The following is a 24,546-nucleotide window of genomic DNA, read 5'->3' as shown; positions in this document are numbered from 1 at the left end:
TGTTGTAAACAATTAATCTGAAATCTTTTTTATTTCTGCGTTCTGAAATCTTAATTCTGATAGATTTCTCCACGATGCGGTTTCAAAGCATCTCGTACCTGAATCATATTTTCATCGGTAACTACCATAAAGGCTATCGCTTGCATTTCGCCTTGTACTTCAAATCCAGTGATGTTAATTGGGAATTTTTCAATAGCAATATATTCTTTTAGATGAATTTCGTGATGTTCAGCCGTTTTTGCAGCTGTAGGTCCGCGGAAATCCCAAATCAATTTTATTTTTCTAGACATTTTTTTTAGGTGCAAAGTTTCAAAGAAGCAAAGGTACAAAGTCTATTTTGAAAATGGATTTTATATTAAGGAACTAATTTCGCTTCGAGGCATAATTTTTAGTCCAAAAAGCAATATAAAATGATATTTATTTTTGAATAGAAAATTAAAACACTGTTGTTTTGAGATTAAACTGTCCTTAACTTCCGCAGTCGAGTGTCAAATGTTTGAAGAATACGTAAAAAGAAAATCTGTTTGATCCGCCGCGGCGGAGAGTTATTTTCTTTTAGTATTCGAAAACTAATTTGACCGACGAGGAAGTGTAAGACTTGAAATCGAAGATTCATGAATACCAAAAAACAATAAGAACGTATGAATATTTTTTTGTTTCTTTTTTGATCAAGCAAAAAAGAAAATTGATAGTCTAATTTTTCTTTTTTAATATAAATTTTAATGTTCGTGAAGTCGATAAATCTTGTTTTGTTTCGAAGCTTTTCGATGTGGCAAAATGAGATTTAGAACTAGATAAAATTCCTAATTGATTTAATTTCGGTTCAAAGTGTTATTTTTGCAACTTCTTTTGATAAAAAGAAAAGCTAATAGCATAAATAAGATACCATGCCAAAAGAACTTTTACTTCAGGTAACGCCAGAAATAGCCGCAAATGAATTGTTGCTTAAAGATTATTTGTCAAAACAGATAAAAGTGGCTCCAGAAGAAATCCAGCATGTTAGTATTTTAAAACGTTCTGTTGATGCACGTCAAAAAGCGATAAAAATCAATCTGAAAGTACTTATTTATTTAAAAGAGGAACCCTTTCAGGAAAATCTACTAGAACTTCCTGATTATCCTAATGTGCAAAATGCCCAGGAAGTAATTGTTGTTGGAGCTGGTCCTGCGGGGCTTTTTGCAGCTTTGCAATTGATAGAATTGGGTTTGAAACCAATAGTTGTCGAACGTGGAAAAGACGTTCGTGGCCGTCGTCGTGATTTGAAAGCCATCAATCGGGATCATATTGTTGATAAGGATTCTAATTATTGTTTTGGTGAAGGTGGAGCAGGAACCTATTCTGATGGAAAATTATACACCCGTTCTAAGAAAAGAGGCGATGTCAATCGGATTTTAGAATTGTTGGTGGCTTTTGGAGCAACTCCGGATATTTTGGTAGATGCACATCCACATATTGGAACTAATAAATTGCCAAAGATTATCGAAGATATTCGTGAGAAAATCAAAGAATGTGGTGGTCAGGTTTTATTTGAAACCAGAGTAACAGATATTTTAGTGAAAAACAATGAAATTGAAGGAATCGTAACTCAAAACGGAGATCGAATTCTTGCTAACAAATTGATTTTGGCTACTGGACATTCGGCGCGAGATATTTTTGAATTATTAGATCGAAAAAAAATATTTATAGAGGCAAAACCTTTTGCTTTAGGCGTTAGAGCCGAACATCCACAATCATTAATTGATAGTATTCAATATAGCTGTGATTATCGTGGCGAATTATTGCCGCCAGCACCTTATAGTATTGTGAAGCAGGTGGGAGGAAGAGGAATGTATTCTTTTTGTATGTGCCCGGGAGGTGTGATTGCTCCTTGTGCTACAAGTCCGGGAGAAGTGGTGACAAATGGTTGGTCTCCTTCTAAAAGAGATCAGGCTACCGCCAATTCAGGAATTGTAATCGAATTGAAATTAGAAGATTTTAAACCTTTTGCAAAATTTGGAGCTTTGGCGGGAATGGAATTTCAAAAAAGCATCGAACAAAAAGCGTGGCATTTGGCGGGCGGAACCCAAAAAGTACCTGCTCAAAAAATGATTGATTTTACGCAGTCGAAAGTTTCTACAGATATTCCTAAGACCTCTTATGTTCCTGGAACGACTTCGGTTGAGTTAGGGCAGGTTTTTCCTAGATTTTTAACCCAAATATTACGGGAAGGTTTTACTGCATTTGGGAAATCCATGCGTGGCTATATGACTAATGAAGCTGTTCTTCACGCACCTGAATCCAGAACATCATCGCCAGTGCGAATTCCTAGAGACGGGATTACATTAGAACATTTACAAATAAAAGGATTGTATCCTTGTGGTGAAGGAGCAGGTTATGCAGGTGGAATTATATCAGCTGCAATTGATGGTGAAAAATGTGCTTTGATGATTGGTGAAGCCCTAAATAAAAAACCTCGAATCATAAGTTAATTCGAGGTTTTCTAGTATTAAAGACTTGTGTTTTTTACACGAATTACACTGATTTACACAAAAAGGCTTAATTTTAATTCCACGAATCTGCCAAAGGCAGATGGAGTTCGAGTAATTTAAAGTGCTTAGAATTTGTGTTAATTCGTGTAATTTGTGTCTATTACTTCTTTTTCAAACGGTCTTTAAAAACCTTTTCAAATTTTTCTAATTTGGGTTGGATTACCATTCTACAATACGGTTTGTTTTTATTGTATTCGTAATAATCCTGATGGTAATCTTCGGCATCATAAAAGTTTTTAAAAGGTTCTACTATAGTAACAATTGGATCGCTATAGGCTTTGGCTTTGTTTAAATCGTTAATGATATCTTGAGCTATTTTTCTTTGCGTTTCGTTATTGTAGAAAATTACAGAACGGTATTGCGTACCTACATCAGTTCCTTGACGATTTAACGTAGTTGGATCATGAACGGTGAAAAATACTTTCAGGATTTCTTCTAAATTTGTAACGTTTTTGTCGAAAGTGATTTGTACTACTTCGGCATGACCAGTTTTTCCGGTACAAACGGCTTCGTAACTTGGATTGGCTACTTTTCCTCCAGAAAATCCAGAAACTACTTTTTTTACTCCAACAAGATTTTCGAAAATAGCCTCAATACACCAATAGCAACCGCCTCCAAGAGTTATGGTTTCCAGGTTAGAATTGCTTTTTTTAGGATTGTTTTGCCCCATCATGCTTAGTGAGAGAAAGAGAATTATTAGAAATGACTTTTTCATAATGTTATTTTTGAGTAGTATTATTTTGTGGTTGTTTGCTATCAGGAATAAAATCAAGTGAAATAGAATTCATGCAGTATCTTTTCCCTGTTGGAGGAGGGCCATCGTCAAAAAGATGACCGAGGTGTCCGCCGCATCTTCCGCAAAGCGCTTCGATACGTTCCATATTGTACGACAAATCGTTTCTGTAAACCACACTTTTTTTATTTTCTTGTTCAAAAAAACTTGGCCAGCCACAGCTGCTAGAGAATTTAGCGGTAGAACGGAATAATAGATTGCCACAGGCGGTGCAATAATAGGTTCCTTTTTCATCGGTGTTCCAATATTTTCCTGTAAAAGCGGTTTCGGTTTCGGCTTTTCGCATGACCAGATAAACATCTTCAGGAAGTACTTTTTTCCACTCAGCATCACTTATTTTTAGTTTTGTGGTATCGGTGTTGGAGTAATATGGATTTCCAGGTTTGCTAATTTTATTATCGGCTGTTATTTTTTCTATCTCTTTGTATTGTTTATTTTGTCCGCAAGCGGTGATAATGAATAGAGGTAATAAAAAGAGCAAATTAATAAAAGAATTCGTTTTCATTGGTAAGCTTTTTTAGTTGTTTTAATAATTTGATGCTGCTAAGTAATCTTTTGATAAACACAAAGATAGTTGTCAAATGGAATTTTTAATCTTGCTCCGTTTACAATTTAACAGCTATTTATAATTTGTTTAATTAATTGTATTTACGATTTATGTTGGTTTTTGGTTTTACAAGACCAATATATTTGGTAGTTGTAATATATAAATGGAAGTTTTTTGTGTCTTTTTACCGTCATCATCGCTTTTGGTTTATAATTCGAAAGAGAACGTTAAAGGGGTACTGTTTCCTTATCTTTTTTGTATTTTTGTCTAGCTATAAAAAATTATGATAGAAGAAAACGTAATACTAGTTAATGAAAATGATGAGCAAATAGGGTTGATGCCTAAACTGGAAGCTCATGAAAAAGCGGTATTACACCGTGCCTTTTCGGTTTTTGTGTTAAACAATAAAAACCAATTGATGTTGCAACAAAGGGCACATCATAAATACCATTCTCCAATGTTGTGGACCAATACTTGTTGTAGTCATCAGCGTGAAGGTGAAACAAATCTTCAAGCAGGGAACAGAAGATTAATGGAAGAAATGGGTTTTCAAACGGAATTAAAAGAATTGTTTCATTTTATTTACAAAGCACCTTTTGATAATGGTTTAACGGAGCATGAATTAGATCATGTGATGATTGGGTATTTTAATGAAGATCCATTGATTAATCCTGAAGAAGTAGAGTCTTGGAAATGGATGGAAATTGAATCTGTAAAAGAAGATATTCAAGTGAATCCGGATAATTATACGGTATGGTTTAGGATTATTTTTGACGAATTTTATCATTATTTAGAAGCGCATAAACTATAAAAAGCTAATTTTTGAATTTAAAATTGCACTATGAGAGTAACAATAAGTAGAAAAGCACATTTTAATGCAGCTCATCGTTTGCATCGCAAAGATTGGACTTTTGAACAAAATGATGCCGTTTTTGGTAAGTGCAATAATCCTAATTTTCATGGGCATAATTATGAGTTAATTGTAAGTGTGACCGGAGCAATTGATCCTGAAACAGGTTATGTGATAGATGCTAAAATTTTGGCGGATATTATTAAGGAAGAAGTGGAAGATGCTTTTGATCATAAAAATTTGAATTTGGATGTAGCTGAATTTGAAAATCTGAATCCAACTGCCGAGAATATTGTGGTGGTAATTTGGAACAAAATCAGAAAACGTATTGCATCTAAATTTGATTTAGAAGTGGTGCTCTATGAAACGCCACGTAATTTTGTAACCTATAAAGGAGAATAATGGCGTTGAAAGCAGGAGATGTAATTCCGAAATTTACCGCCACAGATGCTGCTGGAAATCTTTTTGACAGCGAATCTATAATTGGTAAAAAAGGTGCTATTATTTATTTTTATCCAAAAGACGATACTTCGCAATGTACAGCTCAAGCTTGTGGTTTTCGTGATAACTACGATGTTTTTTTGAATTTGGGTGTTGAGGTTGTCGGAATTAGTTCGGATGATGTTGATTCACATCAAGAATTTGCTAAAAAATACAACTTACCTTTTATTTTATTATCTGATTCGGATAACGCAATTCGAAAGCTTTTTGGTGTGCCGTCAAGTTTTTTAGGTTTGCTTCCGGGTAGAGTGACTTATCTTGTGGACAAGCAAGGTGTAATTCAAATGGTATTTGATAGTTTGCAAGGCATGAAGCATGTTTCTAAAATGATTGAAAAATTGACTAAATAATCTATATAAATGATGGAATAGTACTTGTGTTAAAATGGGTGCTATAATTACATTTGTTTCGAATAAAAAAAATATAAAAATGATGAAAAATATATATCCATTGCAGTTTACGCCTATTTTGAAAGAGCGAATTTGGGGTGGGGAAAAATTAAAAACAGTTTTAGGCAAGTCGATTGAATCGTCTACAACTGGAGAAAGTTGGGAGTTGTCTACTGTTGAAGGAGATGTCAGTGTTGTCGCGAATGGAGAATTAAAAGGACGTTCGTTGATGGAAATTATCGATGAGGCTCCAAACGAAATTTTAGGAACAGCAGTTTACAAGCAATTCGGAAAGCAATTTCCTTTGCTTTTTAAATATCTGGATGCTCGCGAAGATTTATCGATACAAGTGCATCCAAATGATGCTTTGGCTAAAGAACGCCATAATTCTTTTGGGAAAACAGAAATGTGGTACATTATGCAAGCGGATACCGATGCTCGTATTATTGTAGGTTTCAAAGAAAAATCGAATGCTAATGAGTATGTTGAAAATCTAAAGAATAAAACCTTGCTTTCTATTCTTGATGATGTGAAAGTGAAATCGGGTGATGTGTTTTTTCTGGAAACAGGAACTGTTCATGCTATTGGGGCTGGTTTGGTAGTTGCCGAAATTCAGCAAACTTCTGATATTACCTATCGTATTTATGATTTTGATAGAGTAGATGCTCAAGGGAATGGAAGAGAATTGCATATTGATCAAGCTTTGGATGCTATTAATTATGAAAAGGTTGATACTTACAAAGAATATAGAAAAGAAGTAAATCAATCGAATGCGGTTGTTGATTGTCCTTATTTTACAACTAATTTTGTTCCTTTGGATGGAGAAGTTTCGATTAAAAAATCAGCAGAAACTTTTACGGTTTATATGTGTGTTGAGGGAAGTTTTGAATTGGGTTATAATGGCGAAAAATACAATTACAAAAAAGGAGATACAGTGTTAATTCCTGCAGCAATTGACGCTTTTGTTTTGAGTGGAAAAGCTTCTATTTTAGAAATTTACATTTCATAGTAGCTAATAGAAAGTTTATGTGTACTTTTGCAGACGCAAATTAAAATTAAATAAAAATGGCAAACGTTAAGAATTTAAAGAAAGACATCAACTATGTTTTAGGAGATATTATTGAAGCAGTTTACTTGTTTGAAATTTCTACAACAGGAAAACCTACTGAAGAAACGAATGCATTAATTGACGAAGCTATTGCAGCTTTTGACACTTTAATCGTTAAAGTGAACGCTAAAAATGTTGAAAACAAGAAAGCACATTTCAAACAGATAAATGTAGAATTGGAACAAACTGCAAATCAATTGATTGCTAAAATCAACAATTTGTAGTTAAAAAAAGGGTGAAAAAAGTTTGAATTTATTTTGGAATAACAAAATACAGACTTATATTTGCACTCGTAATGAGTCGCCAGCGTAGCTCAGTTGGCTAGAGCAGCTGATTTGTAATCAGCAGGTCGTGGGTTCGAGTCCCTCCGCCGGCTCAAAAAAACCATCTATATCATTTAGATGGTTTTTTATTTGAGTTGACAAATTCATTACAAAAAAACATTGAGTCGCCAGCGTAGCTCAGTTGGCTAGAGCAGCTGATTTGTAATCAGCAGGTCGTGGGTTCGAGTCCCTCCGCCGGCTCAAAAACAAACCATCTAATTTTTATTAGGTGGTTTTTTGTTTTTAATAAAATTCCAAATTTCAAAAAAAATTACCGCAGAGAACGCTAAGTTTTTTTACCCTTAGCTTTTATAAAAAGGTAAAGTTCGCAAAGCTTTGTATTGACTTAGCTTTGCGAACTTTGTGCTTTTAGAAGCACATTCTTAGCTGAAAATCTTTGTGCTCTCTGCGGTAAAAAATAATTAGTGCGTATTTTTTATGTTTCTTCATAACATTTAGAATTGATCGCTTTTAAATTTTAGAATTTAAGATATTAAAAATGCCGTCTAAGTTTGTTAGACGGCATTTTTAATATGTTTAAAGGATTTATATTTTTATGGGTTTCTCGGCTGTAAATATGAAATAGAAGCCAATTAGGATAAACGGAATGCTTAACCATTGTCCTGTAGAAAGTAATCCTAAAGCATTTTCAAATCCGCCTTGACTTTCTTTTACCGATTCTACTACCATTCGAACTGAAAACAAAAGCACAAGGAAAAGTCCAAATAAGAATCCTGCTTTTTTTCTAGCTTCGGTTTTCCAATACAAGAAAAACAAGATTGCAAAAACAAAAACATAGCAGAAAGCTTCGTATAGCTGTGCCGGATGTTTTACAGGAACCTGAGCTAATAAGTTGGCGAATTTAGGATTAGTTGCTATAGCGTTAAAAGCTTCCTTAGGGTTAGGGATTTGTGTTGCGTTAGCGGCATCGGATTTGCTGTAATAATCATGAATGAATTTTATGCCAAAAGGAGAGTTTGTTTCTTTTCCAACTATTTCAGAATTGAAAAAATTACCTAATCTAACAAAAATAGCTCCACTTGCTACAGCAATAACGATGCGGTCTAAAATCCAAAGTAGGGATCTTTTTAAAATGTTTTTGCTGTAATAATACATTGCAATTATGATGGATATTGCCGCTCCGTGACTTGCTAATCCTTGGTAACCTGTAAATTCAAATTTAGGAGTGAATCTAAAAGGTAGAAAGATTTCTAATAAATGATTTCTAAAGTATTCCCAATCGTAAAAAAATACATGTCCTAGTCTGGCGCCAATTAATGTGGCTAAAACAGTCCATACAAATAGAGAATCTAGTTTTTCGATTGATTCATTTTCGCGTTCGAAAATGTTTTTCATAATATACCAACCCAGTCCAAAAGCTACTACAAACATTAGGCTGTAATATCTAATTACAAAAAAACCTAAATCTATACCTTCGGATGGATTCCATACAATGTTTAAAGCCTGTGTCATTATTCTTGTTTTTATATTGTAAAAATAAATATTTAAAGTAAAACCAGTACTAATTAAAGGTTAATGTTTATGATTGCATTTTTTTTCAGGTACAGGGTCGTAGCCACTTTTTCCCCAAGGATGACAACTAAGTATTCTTTTTAAACCCAAATAACCACCGTGAAATAAACCATGAATTTTTAATGCTTCAATCATATAAGCAGAACAAGTGGGTGTGAATCTACAAGTTGCCGGCATTAATGGTGAGATTACCAATTGGTAAAAACGCACCAATAAAACAAATGGAAATATGATGATTTTTGAAAACATTTTTATGGGTTTATCGAATGGTTTTTAGATTCATAAAAAAATATTTTCAATATGTTTTTTAAAATCAAATACTAAAACTTGTTCCTTCCTTACTGTCTTTTAGTTGGATTCCTAAAGCAAGCAGTTGGTCTCTGATGTGGTCAGACATGGCGAAATCTTTATCGGCACGTGCTTTATTTCGCATAGCAATCAACATGTTTATAGCGCCTTCTAATTTATCATTACTGCTATCAGCTGTTTTTTGATTTTCAAGACCTAGTACATCAAAAGCAAAAGAATGAATTGTTGTAGAAAGTGTTTCAAGGTCAGCTGCGCTAATAGTTTCTTTGTTTTCTTTTAGCAAATTGATAAAACGAACACCTTCAAATAATTGTGCGATTAAAATAGGTGTGTTGAAATCATCGTTCATTGCATCGTAACAAAGCTGTTTCCAGTTAGCGATATCCAGACTGCTGTTTGGACTGACTTTTATTTGACTTAACGAATCAATAGCTTCCATTAATCTTTTGTATCCTTTTTCGGCAGCGACAATAGCTTCGTCCGAAAAGTCAAGAATGCTTCTATAATGTGCTTGAAGCATGAAAAAACGGGCCACTGATGCAGGGAAAGCTTTGCTGAGAATAGTGTTTTTTCCAGATAAAATTTCTCCCGGTAAAATATTGTTCCCGGTAGATTTGGCCATTTTTTTACCGTTTAGGGTAAGCATGTTGGCGTGCATCCAGTAATTTACTGGAGTTTGTCCGGTGCAAGCTTCGTTTTGAGCAATTTCGCATTCGTGGTGAGGGAATTTTAAATCCATTCCGCCTCCGTGAATGTCAAAATGATTGCCAAGGTATTTGGTGCTCATGGCTGTACATTCTAAATGCCAACCAGGAAAACCATCACTCCACGGTGAAGGCCAACGCATAATATGTTGTGGTTCGGCTTTTTTCCATAAAGCAAAATCCTGAGGGTTTCTTTTGTCCGATTGCCCGTCAAGATCTCTGGTGTTGGCAAGCATGTCTTCAATATTACGACCGCTTAATTTTCCGTAATGGTTCGTTTTGTTGAATTTTACCACATCAAAATAAACTGATCCATTGGCTTCATAGCCAATTCCTGAATCAATTATTTTTTTGATAATTTCAATTTGCTCAATAATATGACCTGTTGCGGTAGGTTCTATACTAGGAGGTAAAAAGTTGAATGCTTTTAGAATTTCATGAAAATCGACAGTATAACGCTGTACTACTTCCATAGGTTCTAGTTGCTCTAGGCGTGCTTTTTTGGCAATTTTGTCTTCTCCTTCATCAACATCATCTACAATGTGTCCTACATCGGTAATGTTTCTAACATATCTTACTTTGTAACCTAAATGGGTAAAATATCTAAAAATCACATCAAAAGACATGAAGGTTCTTAGATTTCCAAGATGTACATTACTGTAAACTGTTGGTCCGCAAACATACATCCCAATGCTACCTTCGTTAATTGGTACAAAAGTTTCTTTTTCTCCAGAGAGTGAATTGTATATTTTTAGTGTTTGAGTATTGTAAATTGACATGTTTAATTTTTTTGGGAGCTATTTTGCTTCGCTTATGGTTTTGTTGAAGAAGATATGTGAATAATTATATCTATTAGAATTTAGTATCTAATTTGATATAGTCTAAAAATTCTCTTCGGCTTTGTTCTTCTTTGAATTTTCCTCCAAATTCAGATGTTACGGTGCTGCTTTCAATATCGCTAACTCCTCTTGAATTTACGCAAAGGTGTTTGGCATCAATAACACAGGCTACATCTTCAGTTCCTAAAGCTTTTTGTAATTCTTGTACAATTTGCATTGTAAGACGTTCTTGTACCTGAGGTCTTTTAGAGAAATATTCTACAATTCGATTCATTTTTGATAAACCAATTACAGTACCATTAGAGATGTAGGCTACATGAGCTCTACCGATAATTGGCAATAAATGGTGTTCGCAAGTAGAATAGACAATAATGTTTTTTTCGACTAACATTTCACCGTATTTGTAGTTGTTGTCAAAGGTAGAAGCTTTGGGTTTTTTGTTTGGATTTAGTCCTCCGAAAATTTCCTTTACAAACATTTTAGCCACACGGTTAGGTGTGCCTTTTAAGCTATCGTCAGTTAAGTCCATTCCCAGAGTTAGAAGAATGTTTTCGACGTCTTTTTTTATTCTGTCAATTTTTTCATCATCCGAAATTGCAAAAGCATCTGCTCGCATAGGATTTTTTGCACTTGAACCAATATGATTGTCTCCGATTTCGTCGTGCAGTTCTTCGTTTTGTATCATTAAATACTACTATTATAGTGGGTGTATATTTTTAAGGCTGTAAAGATAATTAATATAAACTAAAGAATTTCTATAGCTTTTGATAAAAAATAAGCTCTTTTCAAGCAGCTAATTCATCTTGTTTTATGAGTTTGTTAAAAAAACAAAGACAATAACTTGTAATTAGTTATTGTCTTTATTGCTGTGTTTTAAAAGAATACTAAGCTCTTATCTTGCGTTGTAAGTTGCAATTGCGTCTTTTAAAATATGAACTGCTTTTGTTAGGTCTTCTTTATTAAGTACATAAGCAATACGCACTTGGTTTAATCCCATTCCAGGAGTCGAATAAAACCCTGCTGCAGGAGCAACCATAACCGTTTCTCCATTTAATTGATAGCTTTCTAAAAGCCATTGAGCGAATGTTTCGGTATTGTCAACTGGAAGTTGAGCAATACAGTAAAAAGCAGCTTTGGGTAGTGTTACTACCACACCTTCAATTTTGTTTAACTCAGAAATCAAGGTATCTCTTCTTTCTTTGTATTCTGTGATTACTTCGTCAAAATAACTCTGTGGTGTGTCAATAGCGGCTTCGCAAGCAATTTGCTCAATTGTAGGCGGGCATAAACGCGCTTGCGCAAATTTCATTGCTGCAGCAATTACTTGCTTGTTTTTAGTAACCATACAACCAATTCGAGCTCCACACATGCTGTAACGCTTAGATACCGAATCAATCATAATCACATTTTGTTCCAAGCCGATAAGATTCATCACCGAATAGTGAATGTCTTTTTCGTCATATATAAATTCGCGATACACTTCGTCAGCAATTAAAAACAAATCGTGTTTTTTAACTAATTCGCCCAGTTGTAGAATTTCTGATTCAGAATATAAGTTTCCTGTAGGATTACTTGGATTACAAATTAATATGGCCTTAGTTTTAGGTGTAATTAACTTTTCGAAAGCCTCAATAGATGGTAGTGTAAAACCGCTTTCAAAACTTGAATTTACAGGGATTACGGTAGCGCTTGATTCCTCAGAAAAAGCATGGTAATTAGCATAAAAAGGCTCAGGAATAATGATTTCATCTCCCGGATCCATAATGCTTCCTAATGCAAATAACAAGGCTTCAGAACCACCCGTGGTAATCATAATGTCAGTATAGTCCACTCTTACATTTTGATTGGTGTAAAACTGGGCTAATTTTTTTCGGTAACTTTCATAACCAGCCGATGGGCCATACTCAATAATATCCATATCGATATTCTTAATGGCTTGAATGGCTATTTCTGGACTTTTTATATCGGGTTGACCTATGTTTAAGTGATATACTTTTAGGCCTTTCTTGTTCGCTATATCAGCAAATGGTGCCAATTTGCGAATTGGCGATTCAGGCATCCTACGGCCTCTTATTGAAATCTCAGGCATGTTAATAAAAATTTGCTACAAATTTGCGATTTTTTTTTCGAACTAGCCTACCGATAGTTTTACTATTTGAAAATATATCGTTCTAAAAGCAAGATTTTTATTAACTTTATGGAAACTGTGATTCATGAAGAAAATAATCCTATTTTTTTTCCTCTTTAGTTTTGCGATTCCTGTTCTTTCGCAAAAGGGCTTTGAATTTGTTAATGCCAAAAGTAGCAGAATTAAAATCCCTGTTAAATTAATCAATAATTTAGTTTTTATTCCAGTTGAAGTTAACGGGGTAGAGTTACTTTTTTTATTAGATTCAGGGGTCGAAGAAACTATTTTGTTTGGTTCAGAAGAAACTCAAAAAGTCAATTTTAATCAGGTTCAGAAAATAAATATTAGAGGTTTGGGGACTAATGAAGCCGTTGAAGGGCTAAAGTCTACAGGGAATATATTGAAAATGGATAAGTTGGAGTCTAAGAATCATTTGTTGTATTTGATTTTAGATTCGGAGTTTAATTTGTCTAGTCTTGTTGGGATTTCGGTTAATGGAATTATTGGTTCTGCTGCTTTTAAAAATTATTTGGTAGAGATTGATTACATCAAAAAAATGGTTGTGTTTCATAAGTCGGATGTTAAGTTTCATAAGGAAATAGAGAAAAAATATACTAAAGTTCCTGTTTCGATTGAAAGTGGAAAGCCTTATATGAATGCATTTGTAAAGTTTGGTGATTCTGAGGTTTTGGTCAGACTTCTTATTGATTCGGGTAATAGTGATGCTATTTGGCTTTTTGATAAACTTTCAGATAAGATTGAAGTGCCCGAAAAATATTTTGATGATTATCTTGGCCAAGGTTTAAGCGGAGTCGTTGAAGGAAAAAGGGCTCGTATTACTGAGTTCTCAATTGCTGATTTTAAGTTTAATTCGCCTATTGTTGCTTTTCCAGATGCCGTTTTTATCAAGAATATTAGTTTGAATTCTAATCGTTTGGGGTCTTTAGGAGGTGAAATATTGAAACGGTTTTCGGTAGTTTTTGATTATAAAAACGAGATGATGTATTTAAAGAAAAATAAATGGTATAAATCTTCATTTTATTATAACAAGAGTGGGATTGAAATATGGCAGACAGGAGTTCAATTTGTGGAACAAATGGTTACTGTTCCTGATAATCCAATTGTTATAAAAACAGATGATAATAAATCAGAAGTGAATGGTCCTAATTACAAGTATAAAGTAGTGTTGAAACCAGTTTATGAGATTGGTTATGTCAGAGAAAATTCGAGTGCGGCTAAAAGTGGCTTGCGTGCTACTGATGTTCTTGTTGCGATTGATGGAAAACCAGCTTATAATTTGTCGTTACAGGAAATTAATTCGCATTTGTGGTCAGAAGATGAAATTTGGATAGAATTAACAGTACTAAGAGAAGGAAATTTGTTGACTTTTAAATTTCAATTGGTGAATATTTTATAAAAAAAATGCTTCTTAGAGTGATCTAAGAAGCATTAGCTTTTTTAAAGAGATGTTACAAGCTTGTAACTTCGCCTTTTATTTTCAGTGGGATTCGACCATCATCATAATTAATGGCATTAGATTCTACTGTAATAGTTTTTCTTATTGGTCCGGGAACCATATTGTATTTAATTTCAATTTTACCCGATTTCCCAGGTAAAACAGTTTCGTTTTGTTTTGATAAAACGGTACAGCTAGCTGTTGATTGAATAGAGTAAATAATTAACGGTGCATCACCGGTATTAGTGTATTCGAATGAACGAATTCCATTGTCTTTTTGTTTGTTAATTGTTCCGTAATCGATAGTGTTATTATTCGCTTTGAATTCTATTTTAGCTCCCTTTTGAGCAAATCCAATACTGCTAAATAATAAGATTGCTATTAATGTGGCTATTTTTTTCATTGAAGTTGGTATTACATAAAGTAAATATACTTTGTTTTAATTAGTACACAAATTTTTATTTCCCTTTTTATAGTGTACTTTATTATTTACTTTTGTTCCCGATATAAATTACAAAAATCAGACCAAAACATAATTTTGGTTCTTAACGGTTACTTTTTATGACTATTCCCGCACAATTTGACGCTAAAACGATAGAACAAAAATGGTATGACTACTGGATGAAGAACAACTATTTTCATTCAGAACCAGACCATAGAACACCTTATACCATTGTTATTCCTCCGCCAAATGTAACGGGAGTTTTGCACATGGGGCACATGTTAAACAATACCATTCAGGATGTTTTAATTCGTAGAGCACGTTTGAAAGGTTTCAACGCCTGCTGGGTTCCGGGAACAGATCACGCATCTATTGCAACTGAAGCTAAGGTTGTAGCTAAATTGAAAGCCGAAGGAATTAATAAAAATGATTTGACTCGCGAAGAATTTTTAGCTCACGCTTGGGAATGGACTGATAAATATGGTGGTGTAATTTTAGAACAACTTAAAAAATTAGGTGCTTCTTGTGATTGGGAACGTACTAAATTTACTATGGATCCTGATATGTCAGCTTCAGTAATTAAATCTTTTGTTGATTTATATAACAAAGGATTGATTTACCGAGGATACCGAATGGTAAACTGGGATCCTGAAGCAAAAACTACTTTGTCTGACGAAGAAGTTATTTATGAAGAACAACAGGGAAAATTATTTTTCTTAAAATATAAAATCCTCACCCCAGCCCTCTCCAAAGGAGAGGGAGCTGAAACGCTTGACTCCCCTCCTTCGGAGGGGTTGGGGGAGGAATTTTTGACTATTGCTACAACACGTCCGGAAACTATTTTTGGAGATACTGCAATTTGTATCAACCCGAACGATGAGCGTTTTACCCATTTAAAAGGGGAGAAAGCTATTGTTCCTATTTGTGGTCGTGTTATTCCAATTATCGAAGATGAATATGTAGATGTTGAATTCGGTACAGGTTGTTTGAAAGTGACTCCTGCTCACGATATGAACGATAAAACCTTAGGGGAAAAACACAATCTTGAAATCGTTGATATTTTTAATGAAGATGCTACGCTAAATAGTTTTGGATTGCATTACCAAGGAAAAGATCGTTTTGTGGTTCGTACTGAAATTGCAAAAGAATTAGAAGAAATTGGAGCTTTGGCGAAGACCGAAATCCATTTGAATAAAGTAGGAACTTCTGAAAGAACTAAAGCAGTAATCGAACCAAGATTATCAGACCAATGGTTTTTGAAAATGGAAGACTTAGTAAAACCAGCAATCAAATCTGTTTTGGTTGATGGCGATATTAAATTGCATCCAGCTCGTTTTAATAATACGTATGCACATTGGTTAAACAATATCCGTGATTGGAATATTTCCCGTCAGTTATGGTGGGGACAACAAATTCCTGCGTATTATTATGGAGACGGAAAAGAAGATTTTGTAGTTGCTGAAAACATTGAAGAAGCTTTGGCATTAGCCAAAGAAAAAACTTCTAACTCCCAATTTCTAACTTCCGACTTGAAACAAGATGTTGATGCCTTAGATACCTGGTTTTCTTCCTGGTTATGGCCAATGTCAGTTTTTGGTGGAATAATGGATCCGGAAAGTGAAGATTTTAAATATTATTATCCAACGAATGATTTAGTAACGGGACCGGATATTTTGTTTTTCTGGGTTGCGAGAATGATTATTGCCGGTTATGAATATGCAGGAGAAAAACCATTCACCAATGTATATTTAACTGGTTTAGTTCGTGACAAACAACGTCGTAAGATGTCTAAATCTTTGGGTAATTCTCCTGATCCTTTAGATTTAATTGAGAAGTTTGGAGCTGATGGTGTTCGTGTAGGATTGTTGTTGAGTGCTTCAGCAGGAAATGATATTATGTTTGATGAAGAATTATGTAATCAAGGAAAAGGATTTTCGAATAAAATTTGGAATGCCTTCAAATTGATTAAAGGTTGGGAAGTTTCTGAAACTATTCCACAACCGGAATCATCAAAAGTAGCTATCGAATGGTATGAAGCGAAATTGCAACAAACACTTGTGGAAATTGAGGATAATTTTGAGAAATACAGAATTTCTGATGCCTTGATGGGAATTTACAAATTAGTTTGGGATGATTTCTGTTCTTGGTTCCTTGAAATGATTAAACCAGCCTATCAACAGCCAATTGATAAAGCTACGTTTGATAAAGCAATTGAAATGCTGGAGAATAACATGAAATTATTGCATCCATTCATGCCTTTCTTAACGGAGGAAATTTGGCATTTAATTGCTGACAGAACTCCAGAAGAAGCTTTAATTGTTTCAACTTGGCCAGAATTAAAACCGTTCAATGCGAGTTTGATTTCAGATTTTGAAAATACAATCGAAGTGATTTCTGGAATCAGAACGATTAGAAAAGATAAAAATATTCCGTTTAAGGATACCATCGAATTGAAGGTAATGAATAATGATAAAGTAGCAACTTATTTTGATACAGTTATCACTAAATTAGGAAATGTTGCTGATTTAGAATATGTTGCTGAAAAAGTGGATTCGGCTTTGTCTTTCCGTGTGAAATCAAATGAATATTTTATTCCAATTTCCGGAAGTATTAATATTGAAGAAGAAATTGAAAAATTGAATTCAGAGTTAGTATATATTAAAGGATTTTTGAAATCAGTACAGGCTAAATTATCAAATGAGAAATTTGTGGCTGGAGCTCCAGAGAAAGTAATTGCTAATGAACGACAAAAAGAAGCAGATGCTTTAGCAAAAATTGAAACTCTTGAACAAAGTTTGTTGAGTTTGAAATAAGGATTAAATTCTCATTTAGCCTATAATTTATAGACCCGATAGGTTTTTGAAACTTGTCGGGTTTTATTCATAAATATAAAAGATCAATTTTTGATGTTTTTAAATAAATACCATTATTTGTTTAAAAATATGTAATTTAGAAAAATGTTTAAGAAAAATCAAAAATGAAAATTAAAAGCATACATATTGAAAATTTTCGTAGTGCCAAAGATTTGAAGATTGACTTTGATGATAGTTTGAATGTACTTGTTGGAGTTAATGGGGCAGGGAAAACTACTATATTAGAAGCTTTAACATTATCTCTGTCTTGGTTGATTAAAAGAATTCAAAGACAAAATACTTCAGGATTAATAATTTCAGATTCAGATATTAGATATGATTCTTCTTTTGCAAGTGTAAAAATAACTTGTATTGAAAAGGGTAAGGATTTTTCTTGGGAATTAGTAAAATTTGCCGAAGGTAAAGTTTTAGAAAAAAAATCTGATTTAAGTGGAGTTTCAGAATTGGCCTTATATTTCCAACATATATTAGAAAGTGAAAACCAATTACCGGTGATTGCTTATTATCCTGTTACCAGAGTAGTAGATAAAATTACTCCAGAGTTAAAATTTGATGAAGGTTTTTCTACATTAGATGCTTATGATAAGTCTTTAGATGGAAAACAAAATTTTAAATCTTTTTTTGAATGGTTCAGACAACAAGACGATATTGTTAATGAAAAGGCTACCAGTAGAAGTAAATGGATTTTTCAGAATAAAATTTCAATAAAAAAAAGAGTTGATAAAATATTTAAATTATTAAAACCTTCAAATTCTGATGAAAATTTTATTTTGGAGGAATTTGATTATTTGAAAAGAAGAATCAGTAAGGATGATTTTATTTATGAAGAACCTCGTTTCCTTTTTCATGAAATTTCTAGATTAATTGATTATAGGTATCCTAAATCCAGATCAAGAGATGGACGCATTTTTCATGATTTAGAATATATGTTCCATAAAATAGAAGTTCAAAATAGAGAAGAAAAGTATGATTCAAGATATTATGAATTAGTTTATATAGATACATTTCATCGAATATTAGAAAATTTTTACTCAGACAATGAGAAAATAGAAGTTAAGGGTGATTTTTTTTCTATTTTTATTGAATTGTTTGTTTTCGCAAACGAGTTGAGTTTATGGTGGCTAAGCGATGTTTCAAGAAAAAAAATTGAGAATGAATTGCGTACTTCACTTGGAGAAATTGCTAGCAATAAGCAAGAAAAAAAATCCAGACTTGATTCAGAAATTAAACAATTAGAATCTTCGATTTTTAGAATTATTGATGATGAAATTAAAAAGAAGAAAAATTTAAAAGGAAATGAAGGAAGAGAAATGTTCTTTGTGAAAAAAGCAATCGAGCAATTTCTTCCAGATTATACTAATTTAAGAGTAAGAAGAAGTCCTAGACCTCATATGCTTATTAATAAAGGAAATATTGAATTTAATCTTAATCAGTTATCTGATGGGGAAAAGAATTTAATCACACTCATTGGAGATATTGCTCGAAGATTAGCAATTGCAAATCCTGAAAGTAATAACCCTCTTAACGGAGATGGTGTTATTATGATTGATGAAGTTGATTTGCATTTGCATCCAAAATGGCAACAATTAATGATTCCTCAACTGGAAACGATATTTCCTAATTGTCAGTTTATTGTTTCAACACATTCACCGCAAGTTTTAAATAATGTTCAACCTGAAAATATTATTTTACTTGATAATAAAAATAATATGTTGACACATTCTTTTGCAATTGAATCTTATGGGAAAAATTCAGATAGAATTTTAGAAGATTTATTAGGTGTTGATGCTCGTCCTTCAGATATTAAAAATGATATAGAGAAACTTTATCAATATATTGAAGAGGGGGATCTTGATAAGGCAAAGTTAATTTACAAGAAATTGTCTAGTAAAATAGCAGGTGGAGATCCTGAACTAACAAAGGCAAATGTTTTAATTAAGCGCAAAGAGATTATTGGTAAATGAAACATATAGTAAAGCAAACAGAACCAGAATCTTTTATTGTTTGGAAAAATAAAGCAAATGATGTTTGGAAGCCAAATTATGCAAACATTGATAAGCAAGAACGAATAGATTTATTTAAATCTTTAAAAAATGAACAAGGGTATATCTGTTGTTATTGCGAAAGAGAATTAAATGAAGATGATTGTCATATTGAACATTTTAAACCAAAAGATAAAACGAAATTTCCTGAATTACAATTAGAATACAGTAATTTGTTTTGCTCATGTCAGGTTAATACACAAAAAGGGGAACCTTTGCATTGCGGCAATAGTAAAGGAAATTGGTTTGATGAGAGTCTTTTGATATCTCCATTAGATTCCAATTGTGAAATTAGGTTCAAATTTACTTATGATGGTCAAATCCTTCCTTTCCATGAAAATGATGTGACTGCGAAAACGACAATAGAAAAGTTGCAACTGAATATAGATAAGTTAAAAAATCTAAGAAAAGGTGTTATTGATGCTTTATTTGAAGACGAAGATGTGTCTTGGTATTTAGAAATTAAAGATGGAAGATTTAATGAATTTTATACAACAATTAAATATCTTTTCTAACAAGAGATTATTGTAAATAAGCAAATTTAATTAGTTTGAAATAACTATTTTTTATAGAACAGGTCAAAGTAAATTGAAGTTTATTTTGGCTTGTTTTTTTTAATAGGACTAAAAGGATTAAAAAATGTTTACAACTCTTTTTTCTTACATAATTATGCGTTTAATCGAAGAAATTTACAGATAAACTGTTTTAGGACTTCATTAACATTTCGTTGTTTTATTTAAAATTAACTTTGAGAGTAGAAAAGTTAAGGTGTTGCTATTTAGTTATTTGCCTTTTTGATCTCAGCTTTTTTATAAAAAAAAGTGTTTTTATAATTCATTTTCAAGTACCCCAAGCTTGTTTTTTAAACCTATATGTTGTGCTGATTTTTCAGAATAAATTTAATTTATTACAATATTTGGTTAGTCATAGGATTTAATCTCATAGTAGAAATTGTCAAATAAATGTTTGCTTCATATATTTTATGAAGATTGTTATTTACAAGTTTTCTTCCCCCAATTTTGAAAACACTTGTTTTAACCCATTCAGTTTTTTTTAATCTTTAAAACTATTTTTTAAATAGATTTTTGGATAGATATAAAGAGGATATAAAATTATTCTCTGATTGATGGTGAACGCCATAGCTGCTTGCTATGGAGGTGTTTTGTAATTCTTTTTTCTCTCAGAATAAGTAATCCTAAGTTTTTCAATTTTTTGCCTAAGTAGATGTATGATGTAAAAATACTTTAAATCATGAAAATAGGAGTTCGCAAAATGGAGGTGCTCAAATAGGAATTTGAATCATGACTTGTCGTATTTTCATACCAATTGAAAGAAGGGATCATAATAACAATACTATTTTTTTAAGAAGTTTTCACTTAAAACTTTAATAGTAAATTAAATTTTAAGGTTATGAAAAGCATTATTCTTTCCAATTTTCATCCCATTCTAGTTGGTAAATTATTTGAGCAGGAAAAGCTTAATCAATACACCAAATTTTTATATTATCATTTCCAAAATATCCAGAAATTAGAAAGTGTAGGAAGTTCTGATAAAATAGAGGATGAATTAGTCGGTTTTGAGTTTATATCAGATCAAGTTGACAAGTATGCTGTCTCTTCTGAAAGTATTAATAAAAGGCAGATTATAGTTTTTGAGGGAGTTAAAGATTTTATTGAAAATATAATGAAAGTTACTTCTCCTTTGGATTATCATTTTCCTGATGGATTTGAGGTCAAGGAAGGAAAATCTTTTGGACCCAAAATAGAGGTTAGAATGGAGTGGTTTAAAACCAAAATGGGTTATGTTTTTGATCAGTTTTATTCAAAAACGGAAACTAAACCTGAAAATCTTATACATGTTACCTGTTCGGGTTATTCTTCTCCTAGTGTTGCTCAAGAAGCAGTAATTGAAAGAAATTGGAATACCGTTCAGGTCACTCATTCTTATCATATGGGATGTTATGGCGCTTTTCCGGCCATTCGTACAGCCAGTAGTCTTATATCTGCCAGTTTGAATAATGGAAGGGCAGATGTCGTACATACAGAGCTATTGTCTGCACATTTAAACTTAACAGAATTTTCTCCCGCAAATACCATGATTTGTTCGCTTTTTGCGGATGGTTTTATAGGCTATTCTTTATATGAAGAAAAATCATTTATGAGTGATGATTCAATTAAAGAAAAAAAAGGTTTACGAATTTTAGCTTCTCACGAGGTTATCATTCCGGATTCATTAGAAGATATGTCCTGGGATTTAGGAGAATATAATTTTTTAATGACACTTTCTAAAAGAGTTCCTGTTTTTATTCGAAAAAACATCAAATCTTTTTTGACAACACTTTGTGAAAAAAGCGGTGTGAATCTCGAAGAACAGAAATCCAAAATGTATTTTGCCATACACCCGGGAGGGCCTAAAATTATTGATTATGTGGTAAGCGAAATCGGAATTTCAAATGATCAGGCTCGTTGGTCTTATGAAGTATTGCGTCAGCATGGAAATATGTCTTCTGCAACAATACCCTATATTTTAGGTGAAATAATAGATGATTCCACTATCAAATCAGGAACTAAAGTTGTTGCAATGGCATTTGGCCCCGGTCTTACAGCTACAGCCTTGTTATTAGAGAAAATATGATTTTAATACTCGGTGTTTTGTTTGCTATGAGTTTGTGTTTTATTATAAATATGTTAATCGTTTAAAATTAACTTTAAGTGATTTTCGTTATCAAAAATAATAGTTTTAGAATGTATAAATAGATAGATTATTGTCTTAATAATTGAGTCTATTGGGGTTGTAAACTTCAATAATTTCTTTGTTGAAGTTGGTCATGTTACTGTTAAGTTATTTAATATCAACTTTCAGTTTTTTATTCTAGTTTCTTATTTATATTAATTTCTTAAAGTTTTTTGAATTAAATTTTACGCTTTTTGAACTAATTTTTTAAAAAAGAATCAGTATTGCTCCCCACAATAGAGTGTCTTTTGCTGATGGCATACTTCATAAGTATTTATGGAGATTATTTTCTACTAGTTTTCTCTCCCAAATTCTGAAAACAATTGTTTTTAACCCATCGTATAATATTAATCCTTAAAACTATTTTTTAAATAGAATTTTGGTTATTAATAGGGTATAAATCTTGTTCTTCTACAAAAGTTATCCTTTTAAACGGATGGACTACTTCATTGAATCTTTCTTTGAAGATGTTTTCTATGTTTTTTACATGTTTCCCCAAATTTTTGATTTCCTATATAATACAACTTATGGAATATAAATACTTTATATCATGGAAAAAAATATTTTTTATACGATGCAAAGTGCAGAAGCTTGTTTTCGCACTTTTCTCAATTGCTGCAAGACAGTTTTATTAAAGATATATTGGGAGAATGTTGTAATTAAGAAGTTTCTTTATTGTAACATGCTCTTATTTATGTCTTTGTTTTTTACAGTCAATTCATTTGGACAGTTAGTTGGTTCCTCAACTGTTAAGGCTAATTTTGGAGTGGAAGCAGATGCTTACGCTAACCTTCTGCTATTTCCCAATGTAGATGGTATTGCTCTAACTCCGACTAGTGGTACAGATGACTGGTTTAAGACTGTGAATCCACCGTCTCCACCGCCTCCACAAAGTCTATATCTTGGACCCGGATTAGGTGTTATCGATCAAAATAATATCGGTGTGGTAGGTAATCCATCAGCAAATATTTTGAATGAACTTACAGCAAATAGTAACTTTTCCTTTGAAAAAAGACAGTCATTAACTGCTGCTTCAGGATTTCCTGTTATTGCTTCTATTGCTGGTTTTCCTATTGTTCGTAGCCCTTTCAGTGACAGTAATGGTCCTATTGATTATTTATGGTTGGATGCTGTTTATGGCAGAGATAACAATTTGGTTGGGAATCAAGCTCACCCAAAGGACGACACCTTTTTTATAGGTACAGCAGATAAGAATTCTGATAACCCGGCTACCTGGAATCTTGGAAGCGCAGCTGGTGGTCCTCAAAAAGATGATATTATTGATGTGATGGCACATTTAAGAGGGACAAAACCGGCCGCTCCCGGTGTTAATCATCCTGGAGATGATAGACCTTTTGATGAATTATGGGCTTTTGCAGCAGCTACATTAAGATCCACTTCTGGGAGTAAACATATTGATTTTGAATTTTTCCGAACTTTAGTATCATATGCTCCCGGGGATTTGGTTTTTGGAAATACAGGCCCAGCAAATCAAGGAGGGCGTACAGCATTTACTTTTAAACCTGACGGTTCCGTTGATGTTCCGGGATGTATCATTATTTCTATTGATTATGAAGGAGGAGGGACTAAACCTGATGTTAGAATCAGAGTTTGGATGGAAGAATCTGTTTTTAATAATTTAAATAATCTTGGTGGTCGACCTTTTGATGCTGTTCCTGGTACTTTTTTAAAAGGATTGAATAGTGGAAATTTTGGATATGGTCGTATAGCTTTAAAGAATGGAGATACATCTACCAATATTTTTGGTAGAGTGAATGCAGAAGGTAGTACTTTGGCAGCACCTTGGGGAACTCTAGAAGGGGAGAAGGCAGAATCTTTTGCCGAGTATCAGACTTTTCAACATGTTGAAATAGGTATTAATCTTACTGCTTTTGGTTTGGACAGACGTGGGATCAGTGATCCTTGTGCCAATGTATTGGGTAGTTTATTAGTTAAAACCCGTAGTTCTGCTGGGGGAGGTGGAGATTCTTTTACCAGTGAGTTGAAAGATTTTGCTGGTCCATACCGTTTTGGGAATACAATTCCTCCGCCTATTCCTGCTGTAACAGATTTAACAGCTTGTGAAAGTGGGGCAACTGGTATGGCAACATTTGATCTTAAAAATGCAGTAACCGATTCTCAACCTGGAACTACAGAAACATTCCACCTGACATCAGCAGAAGCGGTTGCTGGAACAGGTGCAATTCTTACTCCGGAGATTTATACAACATCAAGTGATTCTATTTATGTTCGCCGTGTTTATACAGGTACTTTATGTGCAGGTGTGAAAGGATTTAAAATTACCGTTAATAACCAGCCTGATGCAGGAGGTGATGGTAATACGACTGTTTGTGAATCTAGTGTTACCCCAATTAATTTATTCAGTTTAATTACTGGAGAGGATTTAGGCGGAACATGGACACGAGAATCTGGAACAGGCGGAACATT

The 24,546-nt window shown here is 33.2% G+C and carries 21 protein-coding genes and 2 tRNA genes; 14 read left to right on the top strand and 9 right to left on the bottom strand.

The annotated features are described in order from the left end of the window. Window positions 1–50: 50 nt before the first annotated feature. Complete coding sequence (locus GTZ96_RS13600) at window positions 51–290, bottom strand: hypothetical protein (RefSeq protein ID WP_161644459.1); 240 nt, start codon at window positions 288–290, stop codon at window positions 51–53. Between the two features lie 597 nt (window positions 291–887). Between GTZ96_RS13600 and GTZ96_RS13595 the strand changes: the two genes are divergently transcribed. Continuing rightward, window positions 888–2,468, top strand: a complete 1,581-nt coding sequence (locus GTZ96_RS13595; protein WP_161644458.1) for an NAD(P)/FAD-dependent oxidoreductase — start codon at window positions 888–890, stop codon at window positions 2,466–2,468. Between the two features lie 160 nt (window positions 2,469–2,628). Here GTZ96_RS13595 and msrA read toward each other — a convergent pair whose 3' ends face one another. Together msrA and msrB are read right to left on the bottom strand one after the other, a co-directional pair. Beyond that, window positions 2,629–3,243, bottom strand: a complete 615-nt coding sequence (msrA, locus tag GTZ96_RS13590) for a peptide-methionine (S)-S-oxide reductase MsrA (protein WP_161644457.1) — start codon at window positions 3,241–3,243, stop codon at window positions 2,629–2,631. 4 nt (window positions 3,244–3,247) lie between these two features. After that, the gene (gene msrB, locus GTZ96_RS13585) at window positions 3,248–3,826 is read right to left on the bottom strand and encodes a peptide-methionine (R)-S-oxide reductase MsrB (RefSeq protein ID WP_161644456.1); all 579 of its coding nucleotides are present in this window, start codon (window positions 3,824–3,826) and stop codon (window positions 3,248–3,250) included. A 325-nt stretch (window positions 3,827–4,151) separates the two neighbouring features. On the opposite strand from msrB, the gene idi reads away from it, so the two are divergent. The 7 genes from idi to GTZ96_RS13550 all read left to right on the top strand — a co-directional run bounded on the left by idi (window position 4,152) and on the right by GTZ96_RS13550 (window position 7,240). Next, entirely contained in the window at window positions 4,152–4,679 is a 528-nt protein-coding gene (idi, locus tag GTZ96_RS13580) for an isopentenyl-diphosphate Delta-isomerase (protein WP_161644455.1), read from the top strand. A gap of 30 nt (window positions 4,680–4,709) precedes the next feature. Continuing rightward, on the top strand, window positions 4,710–5,120 hold the full coding sequence (locus tag GTZ96_RS13575) for a 6-pyruvoyl trahydropterin synthase family protein (protein ID WP_161644454.1): 411 nt from the start codon (window positions 4,710–4,712) through the stop codon (window positions 5,118–5,120). After that, a complete protein-coding gene (locus GTZ96_RS13570; RefSeq protein ID WP_161644453.1) occupies window positions 5,120–5,569 on the top strand; it encodes a peroxiredoxin in 450 nt (149 codons plus the stop codon). Before GTZ96_RS13575 ends, GTZ96_RS13570 begins: the two co-directional genes overlap by 1 nt. Before the next feature lie 79 nt (window positions 5,570–5,648). Continuing rightward, window positions 5,649–6,617: a type I phosphomannose isomerase catalytic subunit gene (locus tag GTZ96_RS13565; RefSeq protein ID WP_161644452.1), complete on the top strand. Its 969-nt coding sequence runs from the start codon at window positions 5,649–5,651 to the stop codon at window positions 6,615–6,617. A gap of 56 nt (window positions 6,618–6,673) precedes the next feature. After that, window positions 6,674–6,940 (top strand): hypothetical protein, encoded by a 267-nt coding sequence (locus tag GTZ96_RS13560; RefSeq protein WP_161644451.1) that lies wholly within the window; start codon window positions 6,674–6,676, stop codon window positions 6,938–6,940. 78 nt (window positions 6,941–7,018) lie between these two features. Continuing rightward, a tRNA-Thr gene (locus tag GTZ96_RS13555) sits at window positions 7,019–7,092 on the top strand. Between the two features lie 74 nt (window positions 7,093–7,166). After that, window positions 7,167–7,240 (top strand) — tRNA-Thr (locus GTZ96_RS13550). Window positions 7,241–7,585: 345 nt separating this feature from the next. Here the strand turns inward: GTZ96_RS13550 and lgt are convergent. The 5 genes from lgt to GTZ96_RS13525 all read right to left on the bottom strand — a co-directional run bounded on the left by lgt (window position 7,586) and on the right by GTZ96_RS13525 (window position 12,513). After that, on the bottom strand, window positions 7,586–8,512 hold the full coding sequence (lgt, locus tag GTZ96_RS13545; RefSeq protein ID WP_161644450.1) for a prolipoprotein diacylglyceryl transferase: 927 nt from the start codon (window positions 8,510–8,512) through the stop codon (window positions 7,586–7,588). A gap of 60 nt (window positions 8,513–8,572) precedes the next feature. Further along, window positions 8,573–8,821 carry a membrane protein insertion efficiency factor YidD gene (gene yidD, locus GTZ96_RS13540; protein WP_161644449.1) on the bottom strand — a complete coding sequence of 83 codons (249 nt, stop codon included), beginning with the start codon at window positions 8,819–8,821 and terminating at the stop codon, window positions 8,573–8,575. Window positions 8,822–8,885: 64 nt separating this feature from the next. Further along, window positions 8,886–10,364: a cysteine--tRNA ligase gene (cysS, locus tag GTZ96_RS13535; protein WP_161644448.1), complete on the bottom strand. Its 1,479-nt coding sequence runs from the start codon at window positions 10,362–10,364 to the stop codon at window positions 8,886–8,888. Between the two features lie 73 nt (window positions 10,365–10,437). Beyond that, window positions 10,438–11,109: a GTP cyclohydrolase I FolE gene (gene folE / locus GTZ96_RS13530; RefSeq protein ID WP_161644447.1), complete on the bottom strand. Its 672-nt coding sequence runs from the start codon at window positions 11,107–11,109 to the stop codon at window positions 10,438–10,440. A 207-nt stretch (window positions 11,110–11,316) separates the two neighbouring features. After that, window positions 11,317–12,513, bottom strand: a complete 1,197-nt coding sequence (locus GTZ96_RS13525) for a pyridoxal phosphate-dependent aminotransferase (protein ID WP_161644446.1) — start codon at window positions 12,511–12,513, stop codon at window positions 11,317–11,319. Between the two features lie 124 nt (window positions 12,514–12,637). Here GTZ96_RS13525 and GTZ96_RS13520 point away from each other — a divergent pair, with 124 nt between their 5' ends. Next, window positions 12,638–13,969: a PDZ domain-containing protein gene (locus GTZ96_RS13520; protein WP_161644445.1), complete on the top strand. Its 1,332-nt coding sequence runs from the start codon at window positions 12,638–12,640 to the stop codon at window positions 13,967–13,969. Window positions 13,970–14,021: 52 nt separating this feature from the next. On the opposite strand, the gene GTZ96_RS13515 is transcribed toward GTZ96_RS13520, so the two are convergent. After that, window positions 14,022–14,411, bottom strand: a complete 390-nt coding sequence (locus GTZ96_RS13515) for a DUF1573 domain-containing protein (RefSeq protein WP_161644444.1) — start codon at window positions 14,409–14,411, stop codon at window positions 14,022–14,024. A gap of 158 nt (window positions 14,412–14,569) precedes the next feature. Here GTZ96_RS13515 and GTZ96_RS13510 point away from each other — a divergent pair, with 158 nt between their 5' ends. The 5 genes from GTZ96_RS13510 to GTZ96_RS13490 form a co-directional block, all read left to right on the top strand. Then, the gene (locus tag GTZ96_RS13510) at window positions 14,570–17,263 is read left to right on the top strand and encodes a valine--tRNA ligase (RefSeq protein WP_161644443.1); all 2,694 of its coding nucleotides are present in this window, start codon (window positions 14,570–14,572) and stop codon (window positions 17,261–17,263) included. A 164-nt stretch (window positions 17,264–17,427) separates the two neighbouring features. Further along, window positions 17,428–19,287 carry an AAA family ATPase gene (locus GTZ96_RS13505; protein ID WP_161644442.1) on the top strand — a complete coding sequence of 620 codons (1,860 nt, stop codon included), beginning with the start codon at window positions 17,428–17,430 and terminating at the stop codon, window positions 19,285–19,287. Continuing rightward, window positions 19,284–19,880 (top strand): retron system putative HNH endonuclease, encoded by a 597-nt coding sequence (locus GTZ96_RS13500; protein WP_161644441.1) that lies wholly within the window; start codon window positions 19,284–19,286, stop codon window positions 19,878–19,880. Before GTZ96_RS13505 ends, GTZ96_RS13500 begins: the two co-directional genes overlap by 4 nt. Before the next feature lie 895 nt (window positions 19,881–20,775). Continuing rightward, the gene (locus GTZ96_RS13495; protein ID WP_161644440.1) at window positions 20,776–21,999 is read left to right on the top strand and encodes a 3-oxoacyl-[acyl-carrier-protein] synthase III C-terminal domain-containing protein; all 1,224 of its coding nucleotides are present in this window, start codon (window positions 20,776–20,778) and stop codon (window positions 21,997–21,999) included. A 793-nt stretch (window positions 22,000–22,792) separates the two neighbouring features. Continuing rightward, the coding region (locus GTZ96_RS13490) for a hypothetical protein (protein WP_181033194.1) at window positions 22,793–24,546 on the top strand (1,754 nt) is incomplete at its 3' end.

The organism is Flavobacterium undicola (assembly GCF_009909155.2).
GTDB classification, from domain to species: domain Bacteria; phylum Bacteroidota; class Bacteroidia; order Flavobacteriales; family Flavobacteriaceae; genus Flavobacterium; species Flavobacterium undicola.
The sequence above is the reverse complement of the archived record's forward strand: the minus strand, read 5'-3'. Positions and strand labels throughout refer to the sequence as shown.

What these genes read in the sequence shown, in the direction of transcription:
- GTZ96_RS13600 (WP_161644459.1), bottom strand. Translation starts at nt 290, where the DNA reads ATGTCTAGAAAAATAAAATTGATTTGGGATTTCCGCGGACCTACAGCT.
- GTZ96_RS13595 (WP_161644458.1), top strand. Translation starts at nt 888, where the DNA reads ATGCCAAAAGAACTTTTACTTCAGGTAACGCCAGAAATAGCCGCAAAT.
- msrA (WP_161644457.1), bottom strand. Translation starts at nt 3,243, where the DNA reads ATGAAAAAGTCATTTCTAATAATTCTCTTTCTCTCACTAAGCATGATG.
- msrB (WP_161644456.1), bottom strand. Translation starts at nt 3,826, where the DNA reads ATGAAAACGAATTCTTTTATTAATTTGCTCTTTTTATTACCTCTATTC.
- idi (WP_161644455.1), top strand. Translation starts at nt 4,152, where the DNA reads ATGATAGAAGAAAACGTAATACTAGTTAATGAAAATGATGAGCAAATA.
- GTZ96_RS13575 (WP_161644454.1), top strand. Translation starts at nt 4,710, where the DNA reads ATGAGAGTAACAATAAGTAGAAAAGCACATTTTAATGCAGCTCATCGT.
- GTZ96_RS13570 (WP_161644453.1), top strand. Translation starts at nt 5,120, where the DNA reads ATGGCGTTGAAAGCAGGAGATGTAATTCCGAAATTTACCGCCACAGAT.
- GTZ96_RS13565 (WP_161644452.1), top strand. Translation starts at nt 5,649, where the DNA reads ATGATGAAAAATATATATCCATTGCAGTTTACGCCTATTTTGAAAGAG.
- GTZ96_RS13560 (WP_161644451.1), top strand. Translation starts at nt 6,674, where the DNA reads ATGGCAAACGTTAAGAATTTAAAGAAAGACATCAACTATGTTTTAGGA.
- lgt (WP_161644450.1), bottom strand. Translation starts at nt 8,512, where the DNA reads ATGACACAGGCTTTAAACATTGTATGGAATCCATCCGAAGGTATAGAT.
- yidD (WP_161644449.1), bottom strand. Translation starts at nt 8,821, where the DNA reads ATGTTTTCAAAAATCATCATATTTCCATTTGTTTTATTGGTGCGTTTT.
- cysS (WP_161644448.1), bottom strand. Translation starts at nt 10,364, where the DNA reads ATGTCAATTTACAATACTCAAACACTAAAAATATACAATTCACTCTCT.
- folE (WP_161644447.1), bottom strand. Translation starts at nt 11,109, where the DNA reads ATGATACAAAACGAAGAACTGCACGACGAAATCGGAGACAATCATATT.
- GTZ96_RS13525 (WP_161644446.1), bottom strand. Translation starts at nt 12,513, where the DNA reads ATGCCTGAGATTTCAATAAGAGGCCGTAGGATGCCTGAATCGCCAATT.
- GTZ96_RS13520 (WP_161644445.1), top strand. Translation starts at nt 12,638, where the DNA reads ATGAAGAAAATAATCCTATTTTTTTTCCTCTTTAGTTTTGCGATTCCT.
- GTZ96_RS13515 (WP_161644444.1), bottom strand. Translation starts at nt 14,411, where the DNA reads ATGAAAAAAATAGCCACATTAATAGCAATCTTATTATTTAGCAGTATT.
- GTZ96_RS13510 (WP_161644443.1), top strand. Translation starts at nt 14,570, where the DNA reads ATGACTATTCCCGCACAATTTGACGCTAAAACGATAGAACAAAAATGG.
- GTZ96_RS13505 (WP_161644442.1), top strand. Translation starts at nt 17,428, where the DNA reads ATGAAAATTAAAAGCATACATATTGAAAATTTTCGTAGTGCCAAAGAT.
- GTZ96_RS13500 (WP_161644441.1), top strand. Translation starts at nt 19,284, where the DNA reads ATGAAACATATAGTAAAGCAAACAGAACCAGAATCTTTTATTGTTTGG.
- GTZ96_RS13495 (WP_161644440.1), top strand. Translation starts at nt 20,776, where the DNA reads ATGAAAAGCATTATTCTTTCCAATTTTCATCCCATTCTAGTTGGTAAA.